Annotated in this window: 13 protein-coding genes; 4 read left to right on the top strand and 9 right to left on the bottom strand. The window is 59.9% G+C overall.

The features are described from left to right. From C8J42_RS19365 to C8J42_RS19355, 3 genes are all read right to left on the bottom strand, one after another. Positions 1-1,123, bottom strand: a 1,123-nt coding sequence (locus C8J42_RS19365) for an epoxide hydrolase (RefSeq protein WP_133021446.1), incomplete at its 3' end; no start/stop codon positions are given. Between the two features lie 445 nt (positions 1,124-1,568). Further along, complete coding sequence (locus C8J42_RS19360) at positions 1,569-2,450, bottom strand: hypothetical protein (RefSeq protein ID WP_133021445.1); 882 nt, start codon at positions 2,448-2,450, stop codon at positions 1,569-1,571. Between the two features lie 620 nt (positions 2,451-3,070). Then, complete coding sequence (locus C8J42_RS19355; RefSeq protein ID WP_133021444.1) at positions 3,071-3,844, bottom strand: helix-turn-helix transcriptional regulator; 774 nt, start codon at positions 3,842-3,844, stop codon at positions 3,071-3,073. Positions 3,845-3,926: 82 nt separating this feature from the next. Here C8J42_RS19355 and C8J42_RS19350 point away from each other — a divergent pair, with 82 nt between their 5' ends. Continuing rightward, positions 3,927-4,553 carry an MSMEG_1061 family FMN-dependent PPOX-type flavoprotein gene (locus tag C8J42_RS19350; RefSeq protein WP_133021443.1) on the top strand — a complete coding sequence of 209 codons (627 nt, stop codon included), beginning with the start codon at positions 3,927-3,929 and terminating at the stop codon, positions 4,551-4,553. 153 nt (positions 4,554-4,706) lie between these two features. On the opposite strand, the gene C8J42_RS19345 is transcribed toward C8J42_RS19350, so the two are convergent. The 4 genes from C8J42_RS19345 to C8J42_RS20265 form a co-directional block, all read right to left on the bottom strand. Continuing rightward, on the bottom strand, positions 4,707-6,059 hold the full coding sequence (locus C8J42_RS19345) for a discoidin domain-containing protein (RefSeq protein ID WP_279388770.1): 1,353 nt from the start codon (positions 6,057-6,059) through the stop codon (positions 4,707-4,709). 42 nt (positions 6,060-6,101) lie between these two features. After that, on the bottom strand, positions 6,102-6,755 hold the full coding sequence (locus C8J42_RS20575) for a hypothetical protein (RefSeq protein WP_243644629.1): 654 nt from the start codon (positions 6,753-6,755) through the stop codon (positions 6,102-6,104). Positions 6,756-6,780: 25 nt separating this feature from the next. After that, complete coding sequence (locus C8J42_RS19340) at positions 6,781-8,145, bottom strand: glycoside hydrolase family 43 protein (RefSeq protein WP_207897193.1); 1,365 nt, start codon at positions 8,143-8,145, stop codon at positions 6,781-6,783. Between the two features lie 125 nt (positions 8,146-8,270). Further along, on the bottom strand, positions 8,271-8,429 hold the full coding sequence (locus C8J42_RS20265; RefSeq protein WP_165895574.1) for a hypothetical protein: 159 nt from the start codon (positions 8,427-8,429) through the stop codon (positions 8,271-8,273). Positions 8,430-8,537: 108 nt separating this feature from the next. Between C8J42_RS20265 and C8J42_RS19335 the strand changes: the two genes are divergently transcribed. Next, positions 8,538-8,768, top strand: coding sequence for a LuxR C-terminal-related transcriptional regulator (locus C8J42_RS19335; RefSeq protein WP_133021441.1), 231 nt, complete (start codon positions 8,538-8,540; stop codon positions 8,766-8,768). 414 nt (positions 8,769-9,182) lie between these two features. On the opposite strand, the gene C8J42_RS19330 is transcribed toward C8J42_RS19335, so the two are convergent. Next, the gene (locus C8J42_RS19330) at positions 9,183-11,084 is read right to left on the bottom strand and encodes an NPCBM/NEW2 domain-containing protein (protein WP_133021440.1); all 1,902 of its coding nucleotides are present in this window, start codon (positions 11,082-11,084) and stop codon (positions 9,183-9,185) included. A gap of 955 nt (positions 11,085-12,039) precedes the next feature. Here C8J42_RS19330 and C8J42_RS19325 point away from each other — a divergent pair. Further along, complete coding sequence (locus tag C8J42_RS19325) at positions 12,040-15,024, top strand: TonB-dependent receptor (protein ID WP_133021439.1); 2,985 nt, start codon at positions 12,040-12,042, stop codon at positions 15,022-15,024. Beyond that, positions 14,984-16,045 (top strand): glycoside hydrolase family 43 protein, encoded by a 1,062-nt coding sequence (locus tag C8J42_RS19320; RefSeq protein ID WP_243644628.1) that lies wholly within the window; start codon positions 14,984-14,986, stop codon positions 16,043-16,045. Before C8J42_RS19325 ends, C8J42_RS19320 begins: the two co-directional genes overlap by 41 nt. A gap of 199 nt (positions 16,046-16,244) precedes the next feature. On the opposite strand, the gene C8J42_RS19315 is transcribed toward C8J42_RS19320, so the two are convergent. Next, positions 16,245-18,665: a glycoside hydrolase family 2 protein gene (locus C8J42_RS19315; protein ID WP_207897192.1), complete on the bottom strand. Its 2,421-nt coding sequence runs from the start codon at positions 18,663-18,665 to the stop codon at positions 16,245-16,247. Positions 18,666-18,692 lie beyond the last annotated feature (27 nt).

The following is an 18,692-nucleotide window of genomic DNA, read 5'->3' as shown; positions in this document are numbered from 1 at the left end:
ATCTCTTCCGGCTTGTGCTTTTTCGCAGGCATTCGTCGTCCCTTCCTTGATCCAGACTCTCATAGTCGATGGACCGCTCAGAAGGGGGCAGCTCACATGAGCGAGGCGGCATCGCAATCTCCCGTGGAAACACCGCGACGCCGAGTGGCGGTTTGATGCGCTCGCCCGCATTGAACGTCAGCGGTCGCAAACGGTTCTCCTTGTACAGGCGCAAAGATCCGGTCAGGCCGTCACCGAACCAGTAAAGGCAGATGTCGGTGAGGAGGTCATCGAAGGAGATGGCGCTAGTGAGGTTCCCGTTGCAATCGCTCCAGGATCTGAATTTCTCCGTCATCCAGGCGGCTAGCCCGATTGGCGAGTCTGCAAGCGAGAACGCCAGGGTCTGTGGTTTCGTGGCCTGAAGAGCGGCATAGGCACCCTCCTGTGCAGACCACTGCGCGACGTAGTTGAGGAAGGCTCGTTCATCGTCGGTGACTACAGGCGCTTCGGCTTCGAGCGATGGACGATAGCTGCCGGGAATGAAGTTCAGGTGTATGCCATGAACGACGTCTGGAAAAAGCCGCGCCAGCCATGTCGACACTCCGGCCCCGATATCTCCACCCTGCGCAGCGAACCGCTCATACCCAAGCTCCGCCATCAGACTGCGCCACAGCATGGCAATCTCGCGCGAGCTCACGCCGGGCTTTCTTGGCGCTGGTGAGAAGCCGTAACCGGGTAGTGACGGCACGACGACATGGAAGGCGTCGGCGGGATCGCTGCCATTCGCGCCGGGATCGGTAAGTAGCGGGATCAGCCGCTCCATCTCTGCAAAAGAACCTGGCCAGCCATGTGTGATGACGATGGGCATGGGATCAGGGCCGACACCACGTTGATGGACGAAGTGAATTTTCTGATCTTCAATCATCGTCTTGAAATGCGGCAGTTCGTTAAGGCGCTGCTCCTGCGCCCGCCAATCGAACTGATTGAGCCAATAGTCGGCGAGTTCCTGCATGAACGATACGCTCGCACCGTCGTCCCAACCGTCGTCGTCGATCGAACAGGGCCAACGCATCGTCCGAAGGCGACGCTGCAAGTCTTCAAGGGCGGCGTCAGGTATCTCAATAGTAAGTGGAAAGACCGGCATGATCGTCTCCGAAATGGGGTGGCAGTGCGTTCAACGCGATAGATTTAGCAGTCGACAACGAACAGCAAGGGCATCTCCGGCGCCATGTGTCGATGTCCAGGGTGAGGTACGATGCGGCGAGCAGTCGATCAAAGCGGACACACAGATCTCGTAGATCCGCTACACGCTCGGGGCCATTCGCGTGGAAAATGGGTGGGATGCATCTCGAAGAGTACTCGACTGCTGAGCGTGCGAGAACGACGTGTCGCGACCATACCAGAAAACTACGATACTCTCGTCAGCAGACCCCGTGTTCGCAAGGAGCAGCGTAGCGTCACCGTAACCGTACTGCTTCAGAAGCGCTCCACGTCAAGAATGGTGGTTCGGCGCCGCTTGGCGATCGATTGTCCCTCATGCTCGCAATGCCGTTCCGGAGGGCATTCAGCAGCGCACAGGTCAGCCTGCATCACTGGTCGCTGGCGATCGCCGTCCAAGATCCTGATGCAGGAGAAAACCATGCGCGGCCACGGACGATGTCCAGGGTTACGATCCAGTCTTTTAGCACCCCTGCGCCGATATTACCGTCGATGGCCAAGGGCATGGAACGGGCATCATCCACGGCGAGCGCAATGTCGCCGACCAGCTTGCCCCGAAAAGTTTGGGGTTCCTTGTCATGAGGTTTCATCGCGAACAACTCCGCATCGTGTGCGCTAACAATGATGGAGGAATTGCTGCCGGTATCCAGTTCCATCCAAACCTTACCCTTCGGCGTCTGCACGGCAACGAACGGCGTCATCGCGAGGCCGGCAACTTCTCGACTCAAGCGAAGTTCAACTTCCCTCCCGCTCGATATGCGCCGTTTCATGCTCGCTGTGGTTTCTAAAACGATCTGGCGATGAGCAAGATCGATCGTCACCACATTCCCGGCGAAGCTGTCGAGCGCCACGGACCCAGCCAAGGGCGGAGCGTCCTTGGGCAGAAGTGTGGAGAAATCGAGAACGCCGACCGTCGGTGCAGCGAGGGTGGCTCCATTGCTACGGATGGTAACGTCGTCGCAGCGCGGAAGGTCGACGCGATCACCACGCATGCGGAACCCAGTGAGTTGCCCCCACGGCAAACACGCTATTTCCGCAGCGCTTTCCGGCGTGATTGCGGTAATTCCACCAGCCGTATCGAAAAGAAAAGTACGCCGTTTCCCGCCGAAGTCGGCCTCGAAGGACCAAAGTACGCCAAGATAGGGCGACAGCGGGATCGTTCTCGGCCGCTCCTGCGCCATGACCTGCGGCGTCTGGGTCAACGCCGCAACGGAGAGTGCCGCTATGATGCCGATCAGCCTGATTGCTTTCAATGGTCCCCCCGGATCGTTTTACTGCAGTCCCGTAGAAAGCTGCCCTCTGGAGCCGGGCAGCGCAAGTGATAACGTATCGTGCTTGTCGCACTTCCGAACAAGCTGGGGCGCATCGCCTGGGCCACTTTGGGCAGGGAAACCGAATTCGACCGCGGCTCCCCGTCAGGTGCGTAGAAAGTTCGGCTGCGCAGCGACGCGCGTGGCCCGACGAGGTCTGAGGAAGGGATCCTGAAGATGGCCTGAGAGGCGATCAACGGTTGGAGAGTCCTGTTCCTCAAGAGGGCACTCGATGCCTGACAAATTACGGAGGCTCCAAACGGCGAAAGTCCATCTTGGCCGTGAACACGCTCACGAGACCCTATACGTCAACACAGACTACCTGCGTCGACGTTGAAATCCATTGCAAAGGGGCGAGCCATACGTGTGGCGAAGCAGAACCTTCATGGGGCCGTCAGCGCGATCGGGGGTGCTGGCTTCCCACTCCACGTTCCTTTTCGGAATGTCATTTCGGGCGCAGCTGCCCGATGTCAGTCGCCCGAGTCTAGAGTCCGTCCGTCATTTATGCTCAGGCCCAGCAAAGTTACCGTCTTCCCGGGCAACGTGGCTTGAAGACTTTGCCGTCAGGCGCGTCGAAAATAGGCCGATGGCGTGACGCCCAACGAGCGTTTGAAGAAGGCGATGAAGGCACTGACGCTATCATAGCCCATGTCCAGCGCCACGGTGGTGACGGCGCTGCCCTCGGCAAGCATCTCAAGCGCCCGCATCAGGCAGGCTCGCTGGCGCCAAGTCGTATAGGTGAAGCCTGTCTCGATGACGAAACGGCGGCTCAGCGTTCGTTCCGGGATACCCGCCCACTGGGCCCATTCCTGGATGCTGCGCCCATCACTTGGATCGTCGAGCAAGGCGCGTGCGATGAGGACGAGGCGTGGATCGCGCGGCATCGGCGATCCGAAGGGTTCGACCGGGGCGGTCCGCAGTTCATCCAGAATTACGTGCGCAATGCGATCCTGTTCGGGAGTGAAGCCGTTCCCCTGCCAGTTCGACGCTCGCAGGACGGCTTCGCGCAGCAAGCCCGACGTGCTGATCGTGCAGGGGCGGTCGGGCAGCGTGGCGCATGCGACTTCCGAAACGTAGCAACTCCAACCCTCGACGGCACCATGGGTCCATCCATAATGCCGCTGATGCGGGGGAAGCCAAACCGCATGATCGGCGGGAACGATCCAGGCTCCCGCATCGGTTCCGATGGTCAGCAGTCCATGGCGCAGTCCGGACAGCTGTCCGCGCGAATGACTATGAGTGCCCAGTTCGCGATGCTCCGCCTGGGCTTCGTACAAGGCGATTATCAGTGGATCGCGGGCGTCACTGGCAGCAAGGGCAAACTTTTCCTTGATCATGGCAGCAACTCGATAGTGATTGGCTTTGATAGCTTAGCTCTGCCTTCGTAGGTCGGCTATGGCTATCATCAGGAGAACGCCGATGACCCCGCCCGATCTGTACCTCGCCGAGCATGATCTCGAACGGCTTTACGCGCCGCCCTCCGAGCACATTCAAAAGGCGGTGACGCCCGAATTGAACGCGTTCCACCGCGAATATCTAGCGAAAGCGACATTCTTCTGCTTGGCAACCGGGGGAAGCGCCGGTTTCGATGCCTCGCCGCGTGGTGGTCCGCCTGGCTTCGTGCGTGTGCTCGACAACACGACGGTGACGTTCGCCGACTGGCCTGGGAACAACCGTATCGAGTCGATGCGCAACCTCACGTTCGATGATCGACTGGGCATGCTGTTCCTGTTCCCTGGCCTGGACCTGTTCATGCGCATCAATGGCCGGGGTCGCATCGTCGACGATCCGGCGCATTGCACAACACTGGCGGAAGGGACGAAAATCCCAAAGACGGCCATTGTCGTGGCGGTGGACGAGGTCTTGTTTCACTGCGGAAAGGCGGTGAACCGAGGGCGTCTGTGGGACCCGGCATCCCAGTTGGATCGAAAGAGCCTTCCTACGCCCGGGCAAATGCTAGCCACCATGACCAAGCAGGATGCAGCAGTCGCGGACGCCATCGACGCACAATATGAGCGTGGAATGCGGAACGACCTTTACGGTTGATGCTGCTTGATCGCCCAAGCCCGCTATTATCGAAACTGGACCTGGACGATCAAGCTCAGGCAGACCGAAAGGTATAATGGAATTGAATCGCCGGCCTGCCGCAATCTGGTTTCCATTTTATCGAAGCGCCTATGAAAACTGTCAGGATTCCATCTAGAAAAGCTTCATCTCAATCAAGCGAACGGATCGACCCGCTGTTTGGGCAACGACTAGGCGAACTTGCCCCGCAGCGGTAGGCGACCAGCTGACGTGCGTGATACCGTTGGCCACCGGGGCGTCGGCTTGCGTCGGCAGGTCCTCCCAGGTCTCGCCGCGGCGGATCTGAAGACGAAAGGCGCTAGGGGCGGCAAATTGCTTGCCGTCTGAAAAGAACGCCAGCTCGGCCCGGCTCAACGTCTGCGGCTTTCCTAGATTGATCGCGAACCATTGCTCTGCCGCCGTCGTGGTCGGTGTCCAGCCGTTGACCAGTTCCGGGAAAAACCAAGTCCGTCCGTCGACCGCGTCGTGCATCGCTTCTTGATCGGCCCCGCTGGATGCAGTCAGTTTTGGGAAACCAGTCCGTTCGACTTGCACGGCGCGGTTGATGGCACGCGCGATCGGTGCGTTTTCGGCACGTGGTAGCGGGATCGTCAGGCGGGTCAGCTTCGCGCTGCGCCCCGCCTCACGGCCGTCCACGTCGACGCGCAGCCCCGCACCCTGTCCGAAGCGGCGTCCGTCGGCGTCGTAGGTCACCGATACGAGGTGTCCGTGATAGGGGATCCGTTCCGCGCGGAACCATTGGATCGGCGCGCCGGTGCCGGGGGCGGTCAGCAGAGGGTTGATCTCCAGCACGTCGTCCGCGCGGGGACGGATGCCGACGACACCGGTCATGATCAGGTCGTTGAACCCCGAATGGAAATAATGGTGGCTGCGGGCCAGCCCGACGATCGGCTTGCCGGTTGCAGGATCATAATCCTCCTCCAGATCGAGCCGACCGCCTTGGAAATGCATCTGGGCATATTGGCGGAGCAGGCGGAGGAAGTCGCCGCGGGTAACGACCGACTGGTTGTAGTGGTCGAGCAGGTTTGCCATCCCGGTCAACACCTGCGTCGTCTGGAACGGCCAGATGGGGCCGTTCCACTGGCATTCGCGACTCGTGCCTTCGTAGCGATATTGCCGCATATAATGTTCGTAGCTCGGCTCCACCGTGCGCAGGCCGGCGGGACCGGCCAGTTCGTCGGGTTTCAGAATGTGCGTCCACGCGGCGCTGTAGCGTGCGTCGTCGTCCGGCAGGTCGAAGGTCCATGGCACGTAGCCGACGAGTTCGCGCCCGCGGATCGGGTTCCAGTATTTCACATGCGCGTTGGTGACCTGATAGCGGTCGGTGAAGTGCTGGAACTGCGGGTTCCAGAGGCTCTCCTGCACGCGTTGCTTGATGGCGGTGGCCCGGGCGGCATAGTCGGCGGACGCCTTCGCATCACCGGACAAGGCGGTCATGGCGGACAACGCGCGCGCATTTGCAAACATGTAGGCGTTAACCGAAGGGCGGAACGCATCGCCACCGCGAAATCAATCCTTGCCGCCCGACGCGTCAATCGACGAGATGGTATATTCGGTCGCGTCGAGCAGCGGTTCGACCCAGTACAAGTTCTTCGACCAATCGAAATGATCGAACCACGCATCGTACAACGTCCGCATGGCGGGCACATGGGCAAGAACCGCGCTCTGGTCGCCATCGACTAGGTAACGGCTCCAGACGGAGTCGGCCATATAGTCGGTGAAATGACGGTTATTGCCGCCTTGCTCGTACATATAATCGATATAGTCTGCCGCGAACCGCCGGTCGTTCAGCCAGCGCAGTTCGTTCAGGTGGAAACCGGTCGCATCGTTCAGACTGGCATATGGTTCACGCTGCCAGCTGACATCGTCCGCGAATTCGGTGGTGATGTAGCCGAGCTTGCCCAGGTCGCGCTGATGCGCACGGACGATCTGCCAGCGGTAATAATAAACTTGGTCGAGCATCGTGTCGGACGATTGGAAGAACGGGATCCGGTCCCGGTACCAGGCGGCGTCGTTCCCGAACCGCTGTCGTGCGATCGCGTCGAGATCCAGATGCGATCTGGCCTTGGGCGCGGCCTGCACCGCGGGCATTGCCGTCACGAACACGGCTGCCAGCATAGCGCGGACGAACGTTCCGGCGCGTGCAGTCTTGCGGAATGTCATGCCCACCTCTCGTTGCGTCTTCATGTCAGCGGGTGAACCGCCAGGAGTCGACGTCCATGAGGCTACCGTCGCCCTTGCCGCGGAACACAATGTAGAGATCGCGCAGCCCGGTCGCGCCGGAAACGGTGGTCGTCCGCTCCTGCCACCGAACGCCGGGGGCGGGGGCGGGGGCGGGGGCGGGGGGGCCGGCTTGCAATGTGCCAAGCAAGGGGCCGCCAACGGCATCGGCGTGCAGTTCGATCGCGGCGCCCGGTCTCGCGTTGGCGACGGTCGCGACGAAGGTCCGCGCACCCGCCTTGCCGAAATCGACCCCCGCGACCTTGATGTAGCTGCGGTCGGTGGCACGCGTTACGTAGACGCCGGTGCGGTCGTTCTGCGCGGTCGTCACACCCATCGCCCAGTCGTAGGGCCGGTCGCGGTCGCGCCTGATGCGCGAGGTCCAGGCAATCGTCTCCGCCTCGACCCGCTTGTAGGGATCGAGCGTGCCGATCTGCGGCGCGCTCACCTTGTCCCACCAGTGGAGATTGGGGATGGTCCCGTCGGCGTTGTATTCGAACCTGGCGACCGAGACCGAGCGGCGTTCATGATGAATCGGCGTCAGTGCAAAGTTATGTTCGTAGCTGAACCCGAAGACGTAGGAGCCGCCCTTGTAGTCGATGATGCCGGGGTGGTTACCGGTCGCGCGGGTGTCGTGGTCCATGATCGGGCCCTTGTAGGTCCACGGCCCGGTCGGCTTGGCGCTCATCGCGTAGCCGATCCCTTCGGAGCAGCAGGTAGAGGCGAACGCCATGTAATAGTGGCCCTTGCGCTTATAGAACCACGGACCTTCCTGGTAATCGGTGATGCGAGGTTGGACCTTGGTGATCGGGCCTGCATAGGACACCATGTCCTTGTTCAGCTTCACGTACCAAAGGTCGGGATTACCCCAGTAGAGATAGGCCTGGCCGTCGTCATCGATCCATACGGTCGGGTCGATATTGTCGCCGGCGGGCGCGATCAGCGGTTTGCCGAGCGCATCCTTGAACGGCCCGGCCGGCGTGTCGGCGACCGCCACCGCGATGACGTTCCTGGGTTTCCCCGGGACGGTGATCGGTGCGTACAGGAAGAATTTGCCGCCTCGTTCGATGACCTGCGGTGCCCAGGCGTCGTTGGTCTGGACCGCCCAGGGGAAGGTCTTGAGCGAGGCGACGACGCCGCGATCGGTCCAATTGGCCATATCGGTTGAGCTGTACAATCGCCAGTTGAGCATCTTGAAGCCGTCGGCGTCGTCTTCGTCGTGGCTTGTGTAAAGATACACGACGCCGTCGTGGACTAGCGGTGCCGGGTCGGCGGTAAACCGGGTCTGAATGATCGGGTTTTCGGCTTGCGACTTCCCTTGCAATGCAATCATGGCCAATGCCGTCGCAGCCGCCCGAAGGCTTGTCATCCTCATAACCTATCGCCCGTATTGCTCAGAGTATTGACAGCGCTACTAACCGATCGTGAGGTATCAGCAAACCGAAACGGTAGAAATCTCTACCTGTTCACGGTAGCGGCATAGCGATCGCTGGGTTGCTGAACATTGATCGGATTGGCCTGATAGATCGGCTTGCCAACTGGGCGTGACGCGCTCTTATCGAAGCATGCGATGTAGTAGATAACGAACATCATTAATTGATGGTTCGGCGTGGACATCGATAACCGAAGCGTGATTCAAAACGATTTGACAAGGTTCTCACCGCCGGTGGTCCGTTCCGGTGGTGCGGAATACTCGAGGATGACGATGAATAGGACCGAAACGGTATGCTAAAGTTGCCCGCATCAACGTTTGTAGACGTAAGTCATACTGAATTGACGCCAATGCAAATGAACGTACTTCGCGGCGTTCATTCAGGTCTCACGAACAAACAAATCGCGTTTGATCTCGGTATTGCGGAGGCTACCGTAAAGGTTCATATGACAGCTCTGATGCGTAAGCTGAACGTTCGCAATCGCACTCAAGCTGCACTACTGGCGAAAGCTATAATGCTTTGATGTTGCGTGCCATCTTCAGCTCAAACAGAGTGTCTGGTTCATGGTTTGATGGTGCGATCATTTCGCTGGAATGGAAGGAAGTCGTATGGGACAAGTCCATCACAGCACGCCGCCATCGCGCACACAGTCAGAGTAGCGAGACAGCGATCGAGAGCGTCGCGCGAGCTACGGTAGGCTGTTAAATCGGGTTCGCTTCGAAGGCAGTGGCGACGGGGCGTAACAGGGTGACGGGTTACGACCCTGAGTACTCAAGCTGAGGATCCTTTATCTAGGAGGCCTCAGTAAGCAAGGAAATGGCTGGAAGGTCAGGGCTTGCAGCTCGCCGCACCGGCGATATCCACCCTGACCTGGTAATCCACCCCCCAAAACGGCCGGTAGGAACGTCGTCTCCTCCTCGAACCTCAGTCTTCGATCTTAGCGCTTCAGTAAGGCGGCATCGGCCCACGTCGTCGGCAAAGGCGGCGCGCTACTGGACGTTGAGCGGGTCACCAGTTCAATGACCTTCACGCCTGTGACGTCCGCTGCAATTTGTTGCCCGGCGCTGCCCCATTTCAGCTCGCGACTGTTCGCGAGCAGCTTGCCGTCGCCATACACGGCGAACGTGGCAGCTCGATTGGTGTCGCGTGCGGAATCGTTGACGCCGACGGTAGCGACAAAGTGTCGGTACCCGTGATTGCGGACCTCCAGTCGCGAGTTCGCGAGCACGCCTATGCCGGTATCGAACCGTTTTCCATTAATCGCCAACGTTTCGCCATATGGCGCACGGTCCGGCTGCACACCGCCCCAACCGGCATAGATCGGCCCTTCGCCACTACCGCGGGTGCGCTGCCAACCTGTCGCGGAGCGGTGGATCGTTGGATCCGGCGTCGGCTGCGTGACACCGTCGACCGCCGGGTTGACGTTGCCAGGCTGTTCGGAGAGATACAGGCCGTTGTCGAGCATCCGGCTCCCACGCGCCGTGAACAACAACGTTTGGTGACCTGCGATGGGCATCTTGGTGGTTGTCCGAAAACTGCGCTTCTGACCGTTCCACAAATCTACCAGCGTCACGTCAGTCGCGTCGCGATACTTCATTTGAGCGGCGGTGAGATCTACCTCGAGCGGCGCTGCGCTGCGATTGAAGATCGCGACGGCCTTCTCGCCAGTGCTCAGCGTCTTAACGAAGATCTGCACGTCGTCGCTGTCAAAAGCGACCACCGCCTGATGCCCGGCAGGATCCTGATCGATCGCGATGACCTTTGCATTGCCGAATATGTCGAGCAGCGACTTCGGTGCCTGCCGCAGATCCATACCGATCATCAACGGCGCGTTTATCATCGCCCACATCGTCATATGTGATCGGGCTTCGGTAAGATGGTTCTCGTCGAAATCGCCTTTGCCGATATTGAGCATATCAGGGTCGTTCCATGATCCGGGATGCGCGTAGAACGCACGCTTTGCCGCGGTATCGAAATTAGTAAGCATCCGGCCCCAGCTCGGATTGATGTCGTCGCTGGTGCGCGAGATGTTGCCGACGTTCTTGCCCCACGACCGGACGTCGGCGGCACCCCAGATGCAAAGGGACAGGAGGTAGTCGCCATCGGGATTGTTGCGATCCAGCGCTGCGTTGATTTGGCCAAATAGGCCTTGCACAGCGGGAATATCTGATCGGTTCACGAAATCCATGTTCAGGATCGGTGGCAGCATGCGGTATTTGCCGGTCTGGACCTTTTCGCTGTCCGGCCCGTATGCGCGCACGCCACATCCGTCGACCTTTATGAAATCGAAGCCCCACTTCGAGAAGAATAGGTCGATATCCTGATCGATATGCCCGTACAGGCCGATCTCCCGCTCCAGTACAGAGCCCTTTGGAAGATCTGTTTCATCCGGCGAGAATGCCTGCGAACAGGTGTTGCGACCAAGATCTGAGTAGATCCCCGCCTTCAAGCCCATGCCGTGAAGCTTGTCCGTTAAGGGCCGGAAGGAAGCGTTCCTCCCTGGCTGGTTGGTCAAAGGGAACCTGCCGGGACGAATGATGAGGGCACCGTCCTTGACACGGCGCTGCATGGCCCATCCGTCGTCGATATTCACGTAGCGATAGCCCTTCGCTGCGAGCCCGTCTCGCACCAGCGCCTGCGCCGAGCCAAGAATCTTGTCTTCGTCGATGTCAGTCGCGAAAGCGTTCCAGCTGCTCCACCCCATTGGAGGGGTCTGCGCGCGACCATCCGTGTAGGGGCTCCAGCGGCCAGTGGCGGCGAGCGGTTCATCCTTGGCCTGCGCTGGCATCACCGGCAACGCCGCGAACATGGCCAACAACGCGGCCCACGACATTTTCATCTTCCATCTCCCAAGGCGGTACGACACAACGAGGCATCGTCACCGTGTCAAATAGCTCCATACTGCGGAACCGTATGAGCCTTTGCCGTACACAGAGCGGCACGGAGGTCAGTTGCTTACCTCGTACTTGACGGATTGTCAGACAATTAATTATCCCGCGGCGCGTACTGTAAGATAACACGCATTGAGGGAGGTTTGCTTTCCAACAGTGAACGTCGTTGCTGGTAGCAGCAGGCGGTCACGCGCCGGCGCTCCTCCAGCGCCCGTAGGTTTCCCTGCACGGAGAATCCGTCTCAGATCACGTGGTCACGATGTCTAGTAGCCGGTGGTGGCCCGGCAGGTCTCAGACGCCGGCACAGCTATCGCTCTCGATTACTCAAAAGGCATGACGGTATAAATGCCGTCAGCAAGCCCCGAAGAACGTAGCCGAATGTACTTGCGCGTGCGTCAGTCCTGGATGGCTTCAAAGTAACACTCGTTCAGACGTACAAAAGCGGCTGCGAACCAGGGTTCTCGCGGCGCGGTTCTAGGGCGCACGGCCAAAACAAAAAAAGGGCGGCAACAGCCGCCCGGAGTTACGCTGTCGAAAGGGGGCTAACGACCGGCTCGGATCTGGTAGTGATGCTGTCCTACTATTGCAAGCATACTCGTCCGACCGGTAGGTAGGCGAGTTCGCATACCTTAATCCCTCGCCTCACTGAGGTCAGCGACCGGACGAGGTTCGTTCTTTATACTGGCTTGGTAAGAAGCGCCTTTGAACGTGCCAGCATGGGCCACGTGCAAGCTATTCCCAACAGAGCGAACCACGCGGGCATTGTCGGAGTATTGACAATTCAGACTTAGCCGATAATTGATTATGATAACGTTACCGTAAGATCGGGGCGAGGGAGAGGGCGACAAAATGATTACGTCGAAAATGCGTCGAGCATCGAATTTCCGGGCTCAGGCAGCGGGCATGGCGATAATCGCCGCCTGCGCTGCGACGTCGCCGTCTAGCGCGCAATTACCGTCCACCGAAGCCCGGTCGGCCCCGCCCGGCCAGGTCTCGCCGGCTCCGACAGGCGCATCGTCGGCGTCCGTGCCGCTGGTGGAGCAGCAGGGCCCTCAGGCGCCGGCACCTGCTTTAAACTCGGCCGAGGGCGAGGCGCCGCAGGACATCGTTGTTACAGGATCGCGCATCACCAGCGGCGGATTCACTGCTCCGACGCCGACTACCGTCATCGACGCCGGGTCGATCGCTGCCAACGCGCAGCCGAACGTTTTTGCTACGATTGCGCAGTTGCCGTCCCTTCAGGGATCAACGGGAACGAGCACGGGTACGTTCAGCACCTCAAGCGGGCAGCAGGGGCTGAGTTCGTTCTCCCTGCGTGGCGTAGGCGCAATCCGTACGCTGACGTTGCTCGACGGACAGCGCGTGGTAGGTGCGAACGTCACTGGCGTCCCTGACATCAGCCTGTTTCCGCAATTGCTGATCAAGCGCGTGGACGTGGTCAATGGCGGCGCCTCGGCGTCGTATGGTTCCGACGCGGTCGGTGGCGTCGTCAACTTCATCACCGATACCCGATTCAAGGGCATAAAGGGCAATCTGCAAGGCGGTATCACCACTTACGGTGACAACGAACAGGTGCTGCTGCAGCTGGCGGCTGGCACGAGCTACCTCGAGGACCGCCTGCACATCGTCGCCAGTACCGAATATTCGCATGATGCCGGTATTGGTGGAGGGGAATTCGGTACGGCGCTCGCGAACGGTCGGGACTGGTTCCGCCAGTCGACCCTGATCAACCGCAACGCTTTGAATGACGGTTCGCCGCAATATGTGTTTCTCGATAACGCCCAGTCCTACAATTACACGAAGTACGGCCTAATTACTGCGGGGCCCTTGCAGGGCACGGCGTTTGACCAGAGCGGTCAGCCGTTCCAGTTCCAATACGGCTCAAACGGCATTCCGGACCGCAACGCGGCGGGCAGCGTTGCCGGATGCTACCCGGGTTTCTGCATCGGAGGAGACCTGTCGGGCAACGTCGACGCCGGACGGTCGCTCCAGTCGCGGATTCAGCGAGTGAACAGCTATGGGCGGGTCGGGTTCGATTGGGCGCCGGACAACGAAATCTACTTCAGCGCGAACATAGGTCAGGTAAAAACCAACAACCAACCGGTAGGCGGGCAGAACCGCCCGAACCTTACCATCCAGTGCGCCAACCCGTTCGTGCCGACCTCCGTGCGAGCCGCCTGCGGCACTGCTGGAATTACTAACTTCCAATACGGCACCAGCAACGCGGCCCTCGGCAATACGCAAGTCTATACCGACCGGCGGCAGTATCGATTCGTTGCCGGCGCTAAGGGACGTCAGATGGTTGCGGGATCGAACTGGACCTATGACATGTACTATGAGCATGGGACCAACTATTCGAATATCGACGTCAACAACGTGTTGCTGTCGAACCGTTTCAATCAGGCGATCAACGCTACGACGTTGAACGGCGCGATCGTCTGTGCCAATCCGGCGGCGCGCGCAAATGGCTGCCAGCCACTCAACATCTTCGGCGGCAGTCCCTCGCAGGGCGCGCTGAGCTACATCATGCCCGACAACGGACCGCGTCAGCGGACCCGGCAGACGCAGGACGTCGTTAGCGTCAACTTCTCGGGGTCGCCGTTCAGCCTATGGGCCGGACCGGTATCTATCGCTTTCGGAAGCGAGTTCCGTCATGAGTTCTACGAGGTAAACGCTGATCCGTACGGCGCGGGCATCGAGAATTCTCCGAACAACGCGGCTTATCCGTTCGACCCGACGCTGCTGTCCGGAGGCAACAACTGGTATGCTGGCAACTACAAGAACGGTCGTGGCGCCTACAGCGTCAAGGAAGCGTTCGTCGAGACCAACGTCCCCCTCCTGAACTCCGACGGGCTAGGTCGGGCGAACGTCAACGGGGCAATCCGCGTTACCGATTACAGCACCTCCGGTACCGTCTGGGCCTGGAAGATCGGTGGTACCTGGGACCTCCCGATCGACGGCTTGCGCATACGCGGTGTGACGTCACGCGATGTTCGTGCGCCGAACCTTTCCGAGCTCTTCGCTGCACCGGTCACTACGACGCTACCCGGCTTCTTTGACCCGTTCCGCAACGTCAACGTGCTCGCCATTCAGAATACGATCGGCAATACGAACCTCACGCCTGAAATCGCACGCAACACCACGGCTGGTATCGCCTTCTCTGGATCGTCCATTCTGCCCGGCCTCAGCTTGTCGGTCGATTACTACCATATCAAGATCAAGGACGTGATCTCGAGCCTCGGTGCGGCGGACATTGTCAACCTGTGCTTCCAGAACATACTTCCCGAGAGTTGCGGTGCGTTCAATCTGAGCAATACTAACGGTCCGAACTTCATCAACGTCCAGGCCTTCAATCTGGCATCGATCGACACCGACGGTATTGATTTCGAAGCAAGCTACCGGTGGCAGCGGCCTCTAGGCTTGCCAGGCAGCTTCACGCTGCGCGCACTGGCTACTAACATCCGCAAGTTCGTCACCGACACCGGGTTGCCGGGCACGATCCCGAACGATTCCGCGGGCGTGAATATCGGAAGCACGCCCGATTGGAAGTGGCTGGCGGTGCAGACCTATGCAAACGACGATTTCTCGCTGCTGCTGCAGGAGCGCTGGTTCAGCGACGGAGTGCTTGGGCATCAGTATATTCAGTGCTCGCCCGGGAACTGCCCGGCATCGACCAACAATCGGCCGACAATCGACAAGAACTCTATTCCTGGCGCGTTCTACATGGATGTGGGCGGGACATATAACGTTACCGAACAAGTAACCGGCTATTTCAAAGTCGATAACCTGTTCGACCATGACCCCGCGCGATCGCCGTTCTTCGTCAACCCGGCGCTATACGACGTTTATGGCCGCACGTACCGCGTTGGCGTCCGGTTCAAGTTCTGATGTTCAAAGTTGGAGAAACGAGGTGAACAGGTTCCAGATCGCGACGGCTCTGCTGTGTGTCAGCGTACCGGTGATGGCGGCGCCTGTTGAAAAACCGGTGCCGCGTGCCGGCGCGAACCCGATCATTCGCGACAAGTTCACCGCTGACCCGGCGCCGCTCGTGGTAGGTGATCGATTGTACCTCTATGTCGGTCACGACGAGGCCCAACGTGACGAAATGTTCAACATGCGCGACTGGCTCGTCTACTCGACGACCGACATGAAGACATGGACAGATCACGGCGCGATAATGAAGGTCAACGATTTCAAGTGGGCCAAGAAGGACGCCTGGGCGTCGCAGACGATAGGAAAGAACGGAAAATTCTGGTTCTACGCTGCCGTCGAGCATGACAGCACGCATCCCGGAAAGGCGATTGCCGTCGCAGTGGCCGATACGCCTACCGGTCCGTTCGTCGATGCAAAGGGATCGGCGCTCATCACCAATCAGATGACGCCGAAAGGAACGCACAGCTGGGAGGATATTGATCCTACCGTCCTTACTGACGATGACGGCACGACCTGGATCGCTTGGGGCAACCGGCAATGCTATATCGCGAAGCTGAAACCCAACATGATCGAGATAGATGGACCGATCCGCGAGATCACGCCACCGCACTTCGAAGAAGGTCCATGGCTGCACAAACGCGGCAAAACCTATTACTTAACCTATGCATCGCTTGATCGTCGGTACCAACGCGACGAGCACGTTTCGTATTCGACGGCACCGTCTCTCACTGGGCCGTGGACCTATCGAGGCGAACTCACGGGATCCGGAAAGTACAGCTTCACGATCCATCCAGGCATCGCCCAGTTTAAAAAGAACTGGTATCTGTTCTTGCATAACGCGACGCTGGCTGTGAATGATATGAATGGTGCGATTGGGCGGCGCGCGGTTACCGTCGAGCATCTTCGATACGATGCCAATGGTATGATGATGCCGGTAGCGCAGACCGACGCCGGCGTTTCTATTCCTAAACGTTAAATGTTTGTATCAGGCACTCATGGTGCATTCTCCGCGACCGAGGGTAAGCCGCATCATAGCTAATTATGACCGCTGATCAGTGCCGAGTGAACACCGGAAACTCACGCTCAGGTTGAGTGAGAAACCGGCGGACACTCAGGCAGCAGTTTGCGTCAGCTTCGCAGCGCCTCGCCGCAAGACGTTAGGAAGTGGCTGCGCATCATTTATCCAGCGTCATGTTGAAACAGCGAATCTCGACCGCCTCAGGAGAAACCGGTCCGCCGTCGCGTCGGGTCACTCGGACCACGCACTGCTCGCCCGCTGCGAGATCGAAATGGTTCGTGTCGTACCGGATAGCCGGATCGTCTGACCGCAGATGTACCGCCAGCCCGTAGCTGTCGGCGGCGATGGTGAGAAGCAGTATTCCGTCTTCGCTGGATCGTTGCACCTGCAGCGACGGTTCGGGATCGAGTTCGAGATCCTTGATCGGCGCCAGCAATACCCGGTTCGCCGGGAAGACGTGCGCGTTGCTCCGCACGGTCAACAAACAGTCGTTCGCGTGTTCCGCCCTGCCACGCCATATGCATACGCCTGCATTCGCGGGTACATCGAAGGCGACGCTGTCGTGCCAGACCTCTCCGCCGTGGAATCTGGTCAGCGCGACCCGGGCGACGTCCTCGACCGCCGCAAGCGTATCGTTGGTGATCCAGAGCTCGACTTTGTCACCTTCCTTGCGGAATGACGCGAGCACCGGTGAAAACGCGCGCGCCGTCGCATACCAGCTGGATTTGGCGACACCGTCGTAATCGATCAGGCTCCAGCTCACGCAGGGCCAGCAGTCGTTGTGCTGCCAGATCAGAGCGCCTGAGCAATGCGGTTTGCGGCGGCGATAATGTTCGATGCCGAACTTGAGGCCCTCGGCTTGGGCGAGCATGGTGAAATCGACGAACTGTTCGAGCGTCTGCGGCATGCCGGTTACGGGAAGCATCATCGCGGTCGCCTTGTCGGCCTTGTCCTTGATACGCTCGAGGAAACCGGCGCTGCCGAGTTCCAGGTCCTCCGGTGCCATCCAACGCCGCAGCGTGCCGATATCGGGGGCGCCCTGCAGGCCAAACTCGCTGACGAAGCGCGCCATGTCTTCTGCATAGCGGGTAAAGGCGACGCCTTCGGGGGCGGACTCGAAGTCGCCGACCGCGTCGGTGTCCGGCACTAGCGGCGTGCCGTGCCATACGGTCCAGTTGTGGACATCGCCGCCGCGCATGCTGTTCGGGCTGGGGCCACCCCAGGGACTGCTCGGCCAATAGGGGGTGTGGGGGTCGAGCGTCGCCAGGACCTCGGGCAGGACCTCGTCATATATCACCAGCCCCCCTAGCGGGGTCGTCTGCTCGGTGGCGTAATCGACGAAGAACTGGATCGCCTGGTTCTCGTTGTTACCACACCACAGTGCCAAACAGGCTCGATGTCGCAGCCGATCGACCTGTTCGGCCGCCTCTGCCCGGATGTTGTCGAGAAACGCCTTCTCCTCGGGATAGGGCGCGCAGGCGAACATGAAGTCCTGCCACACGAGCAGGCCGAGGCGGTCACATTCGTCGTAGAAGACATCGTGCTCGTAAATGCCGCCGCCCCAGACACGGATCATGTTCATGTTCGCGTCTACTGCGCGGGTAAGCAGATCGCGATAGGCGTCGTCGGGGATGGCGCCGACGAAGGAGCTCGCCGGCACCCAATTCGCGCCCTTCGCAAAGATCGGCACGCCGTTCAGCACGAAGCGGAAGAAGGTCGTGCCAGGTTCGTCCGGATCAGGCGATTGATCGATCGCGATCGTACGAATGCCGACCTGCTCGCGAAATTCCGGTGCGTCGGCGGTGCGAACGATCAGGGTGTAGAGCGGCTGCTCTCCCAAGTCCGCTGTCCACCACAATTGCGGGTTGGCAACTTCGAAGGACAGCTTGCCGGACCCGTGGCGAACTCCGCTCGCGACACTCGTACCGGCAGCGTCGATCAGATCGACGCGAAGCTCTCCATCACCCTGCGCATCGAGATGCACCTCCACCCGCGCAAGGTCCTCCTCAATGGCGAGGGTGGAAAAATTGGCCGATCGGATCTGCGTCGGGCTGCGCTGCGTCAAACGCACCGGCCCCCAGATGCCCACCGTGGGCAGGTCCGGACCCCAGTCCCAGCCCCAGCCGAACTGCGCCTTGCGCATCAAGGTGCGGCGAGAAGCGGTAACGCGATCGGTGAAGGTCGGCCATACCGGGATCGGGTCGCCCGACACCATGTCGACGCTCGGATGGAAACACAGCGCGAGGTCGTGTTCGCCGGGCGATAAGGCGGTTACGTCGAAGCGCCAGCTGCGAAACATGTTGTACGACCGGCCAAGGATCGCACCGTCGAGATAGACGTCAGCAAACGTGTCCAGGCCATCGAAGACCAGTTCCACGATCTCGCCGATAGTCGGAGCGGGCAGCGTGATCCTGGCATGCCACCACCATTCGCGATCCCGCACCCAGGCGGCCTTGGCTTCGTTGCGCGCAGCATAGGGATCTTCAAGCCGACCGGCGGCGATCAATGCGACATAGGTATCGCCCGGCGCAGTGATCGGGAGCCAATCGGTTCCGGCACCGGCCACCGCGTTCGCCACGATGCCATCGCCCGGTGCGAAATCGCG

Origin of the sequence: Sphingomonas sp. PP-CE-1A-559, from assembly GCF_004340965.1 — a bacterium.
Taxonomy (GTDB): domain Bacteria; phylum Pseudomonadota; class Alphaproteobacteria; order Sphingomonadales; family Sphingomonadaceae; genus Sphingomonas.
Note: the sequence above shows the minus strand (reverse complement) of the source record. Positions and strands in the feature narration are given on the sequence as shown.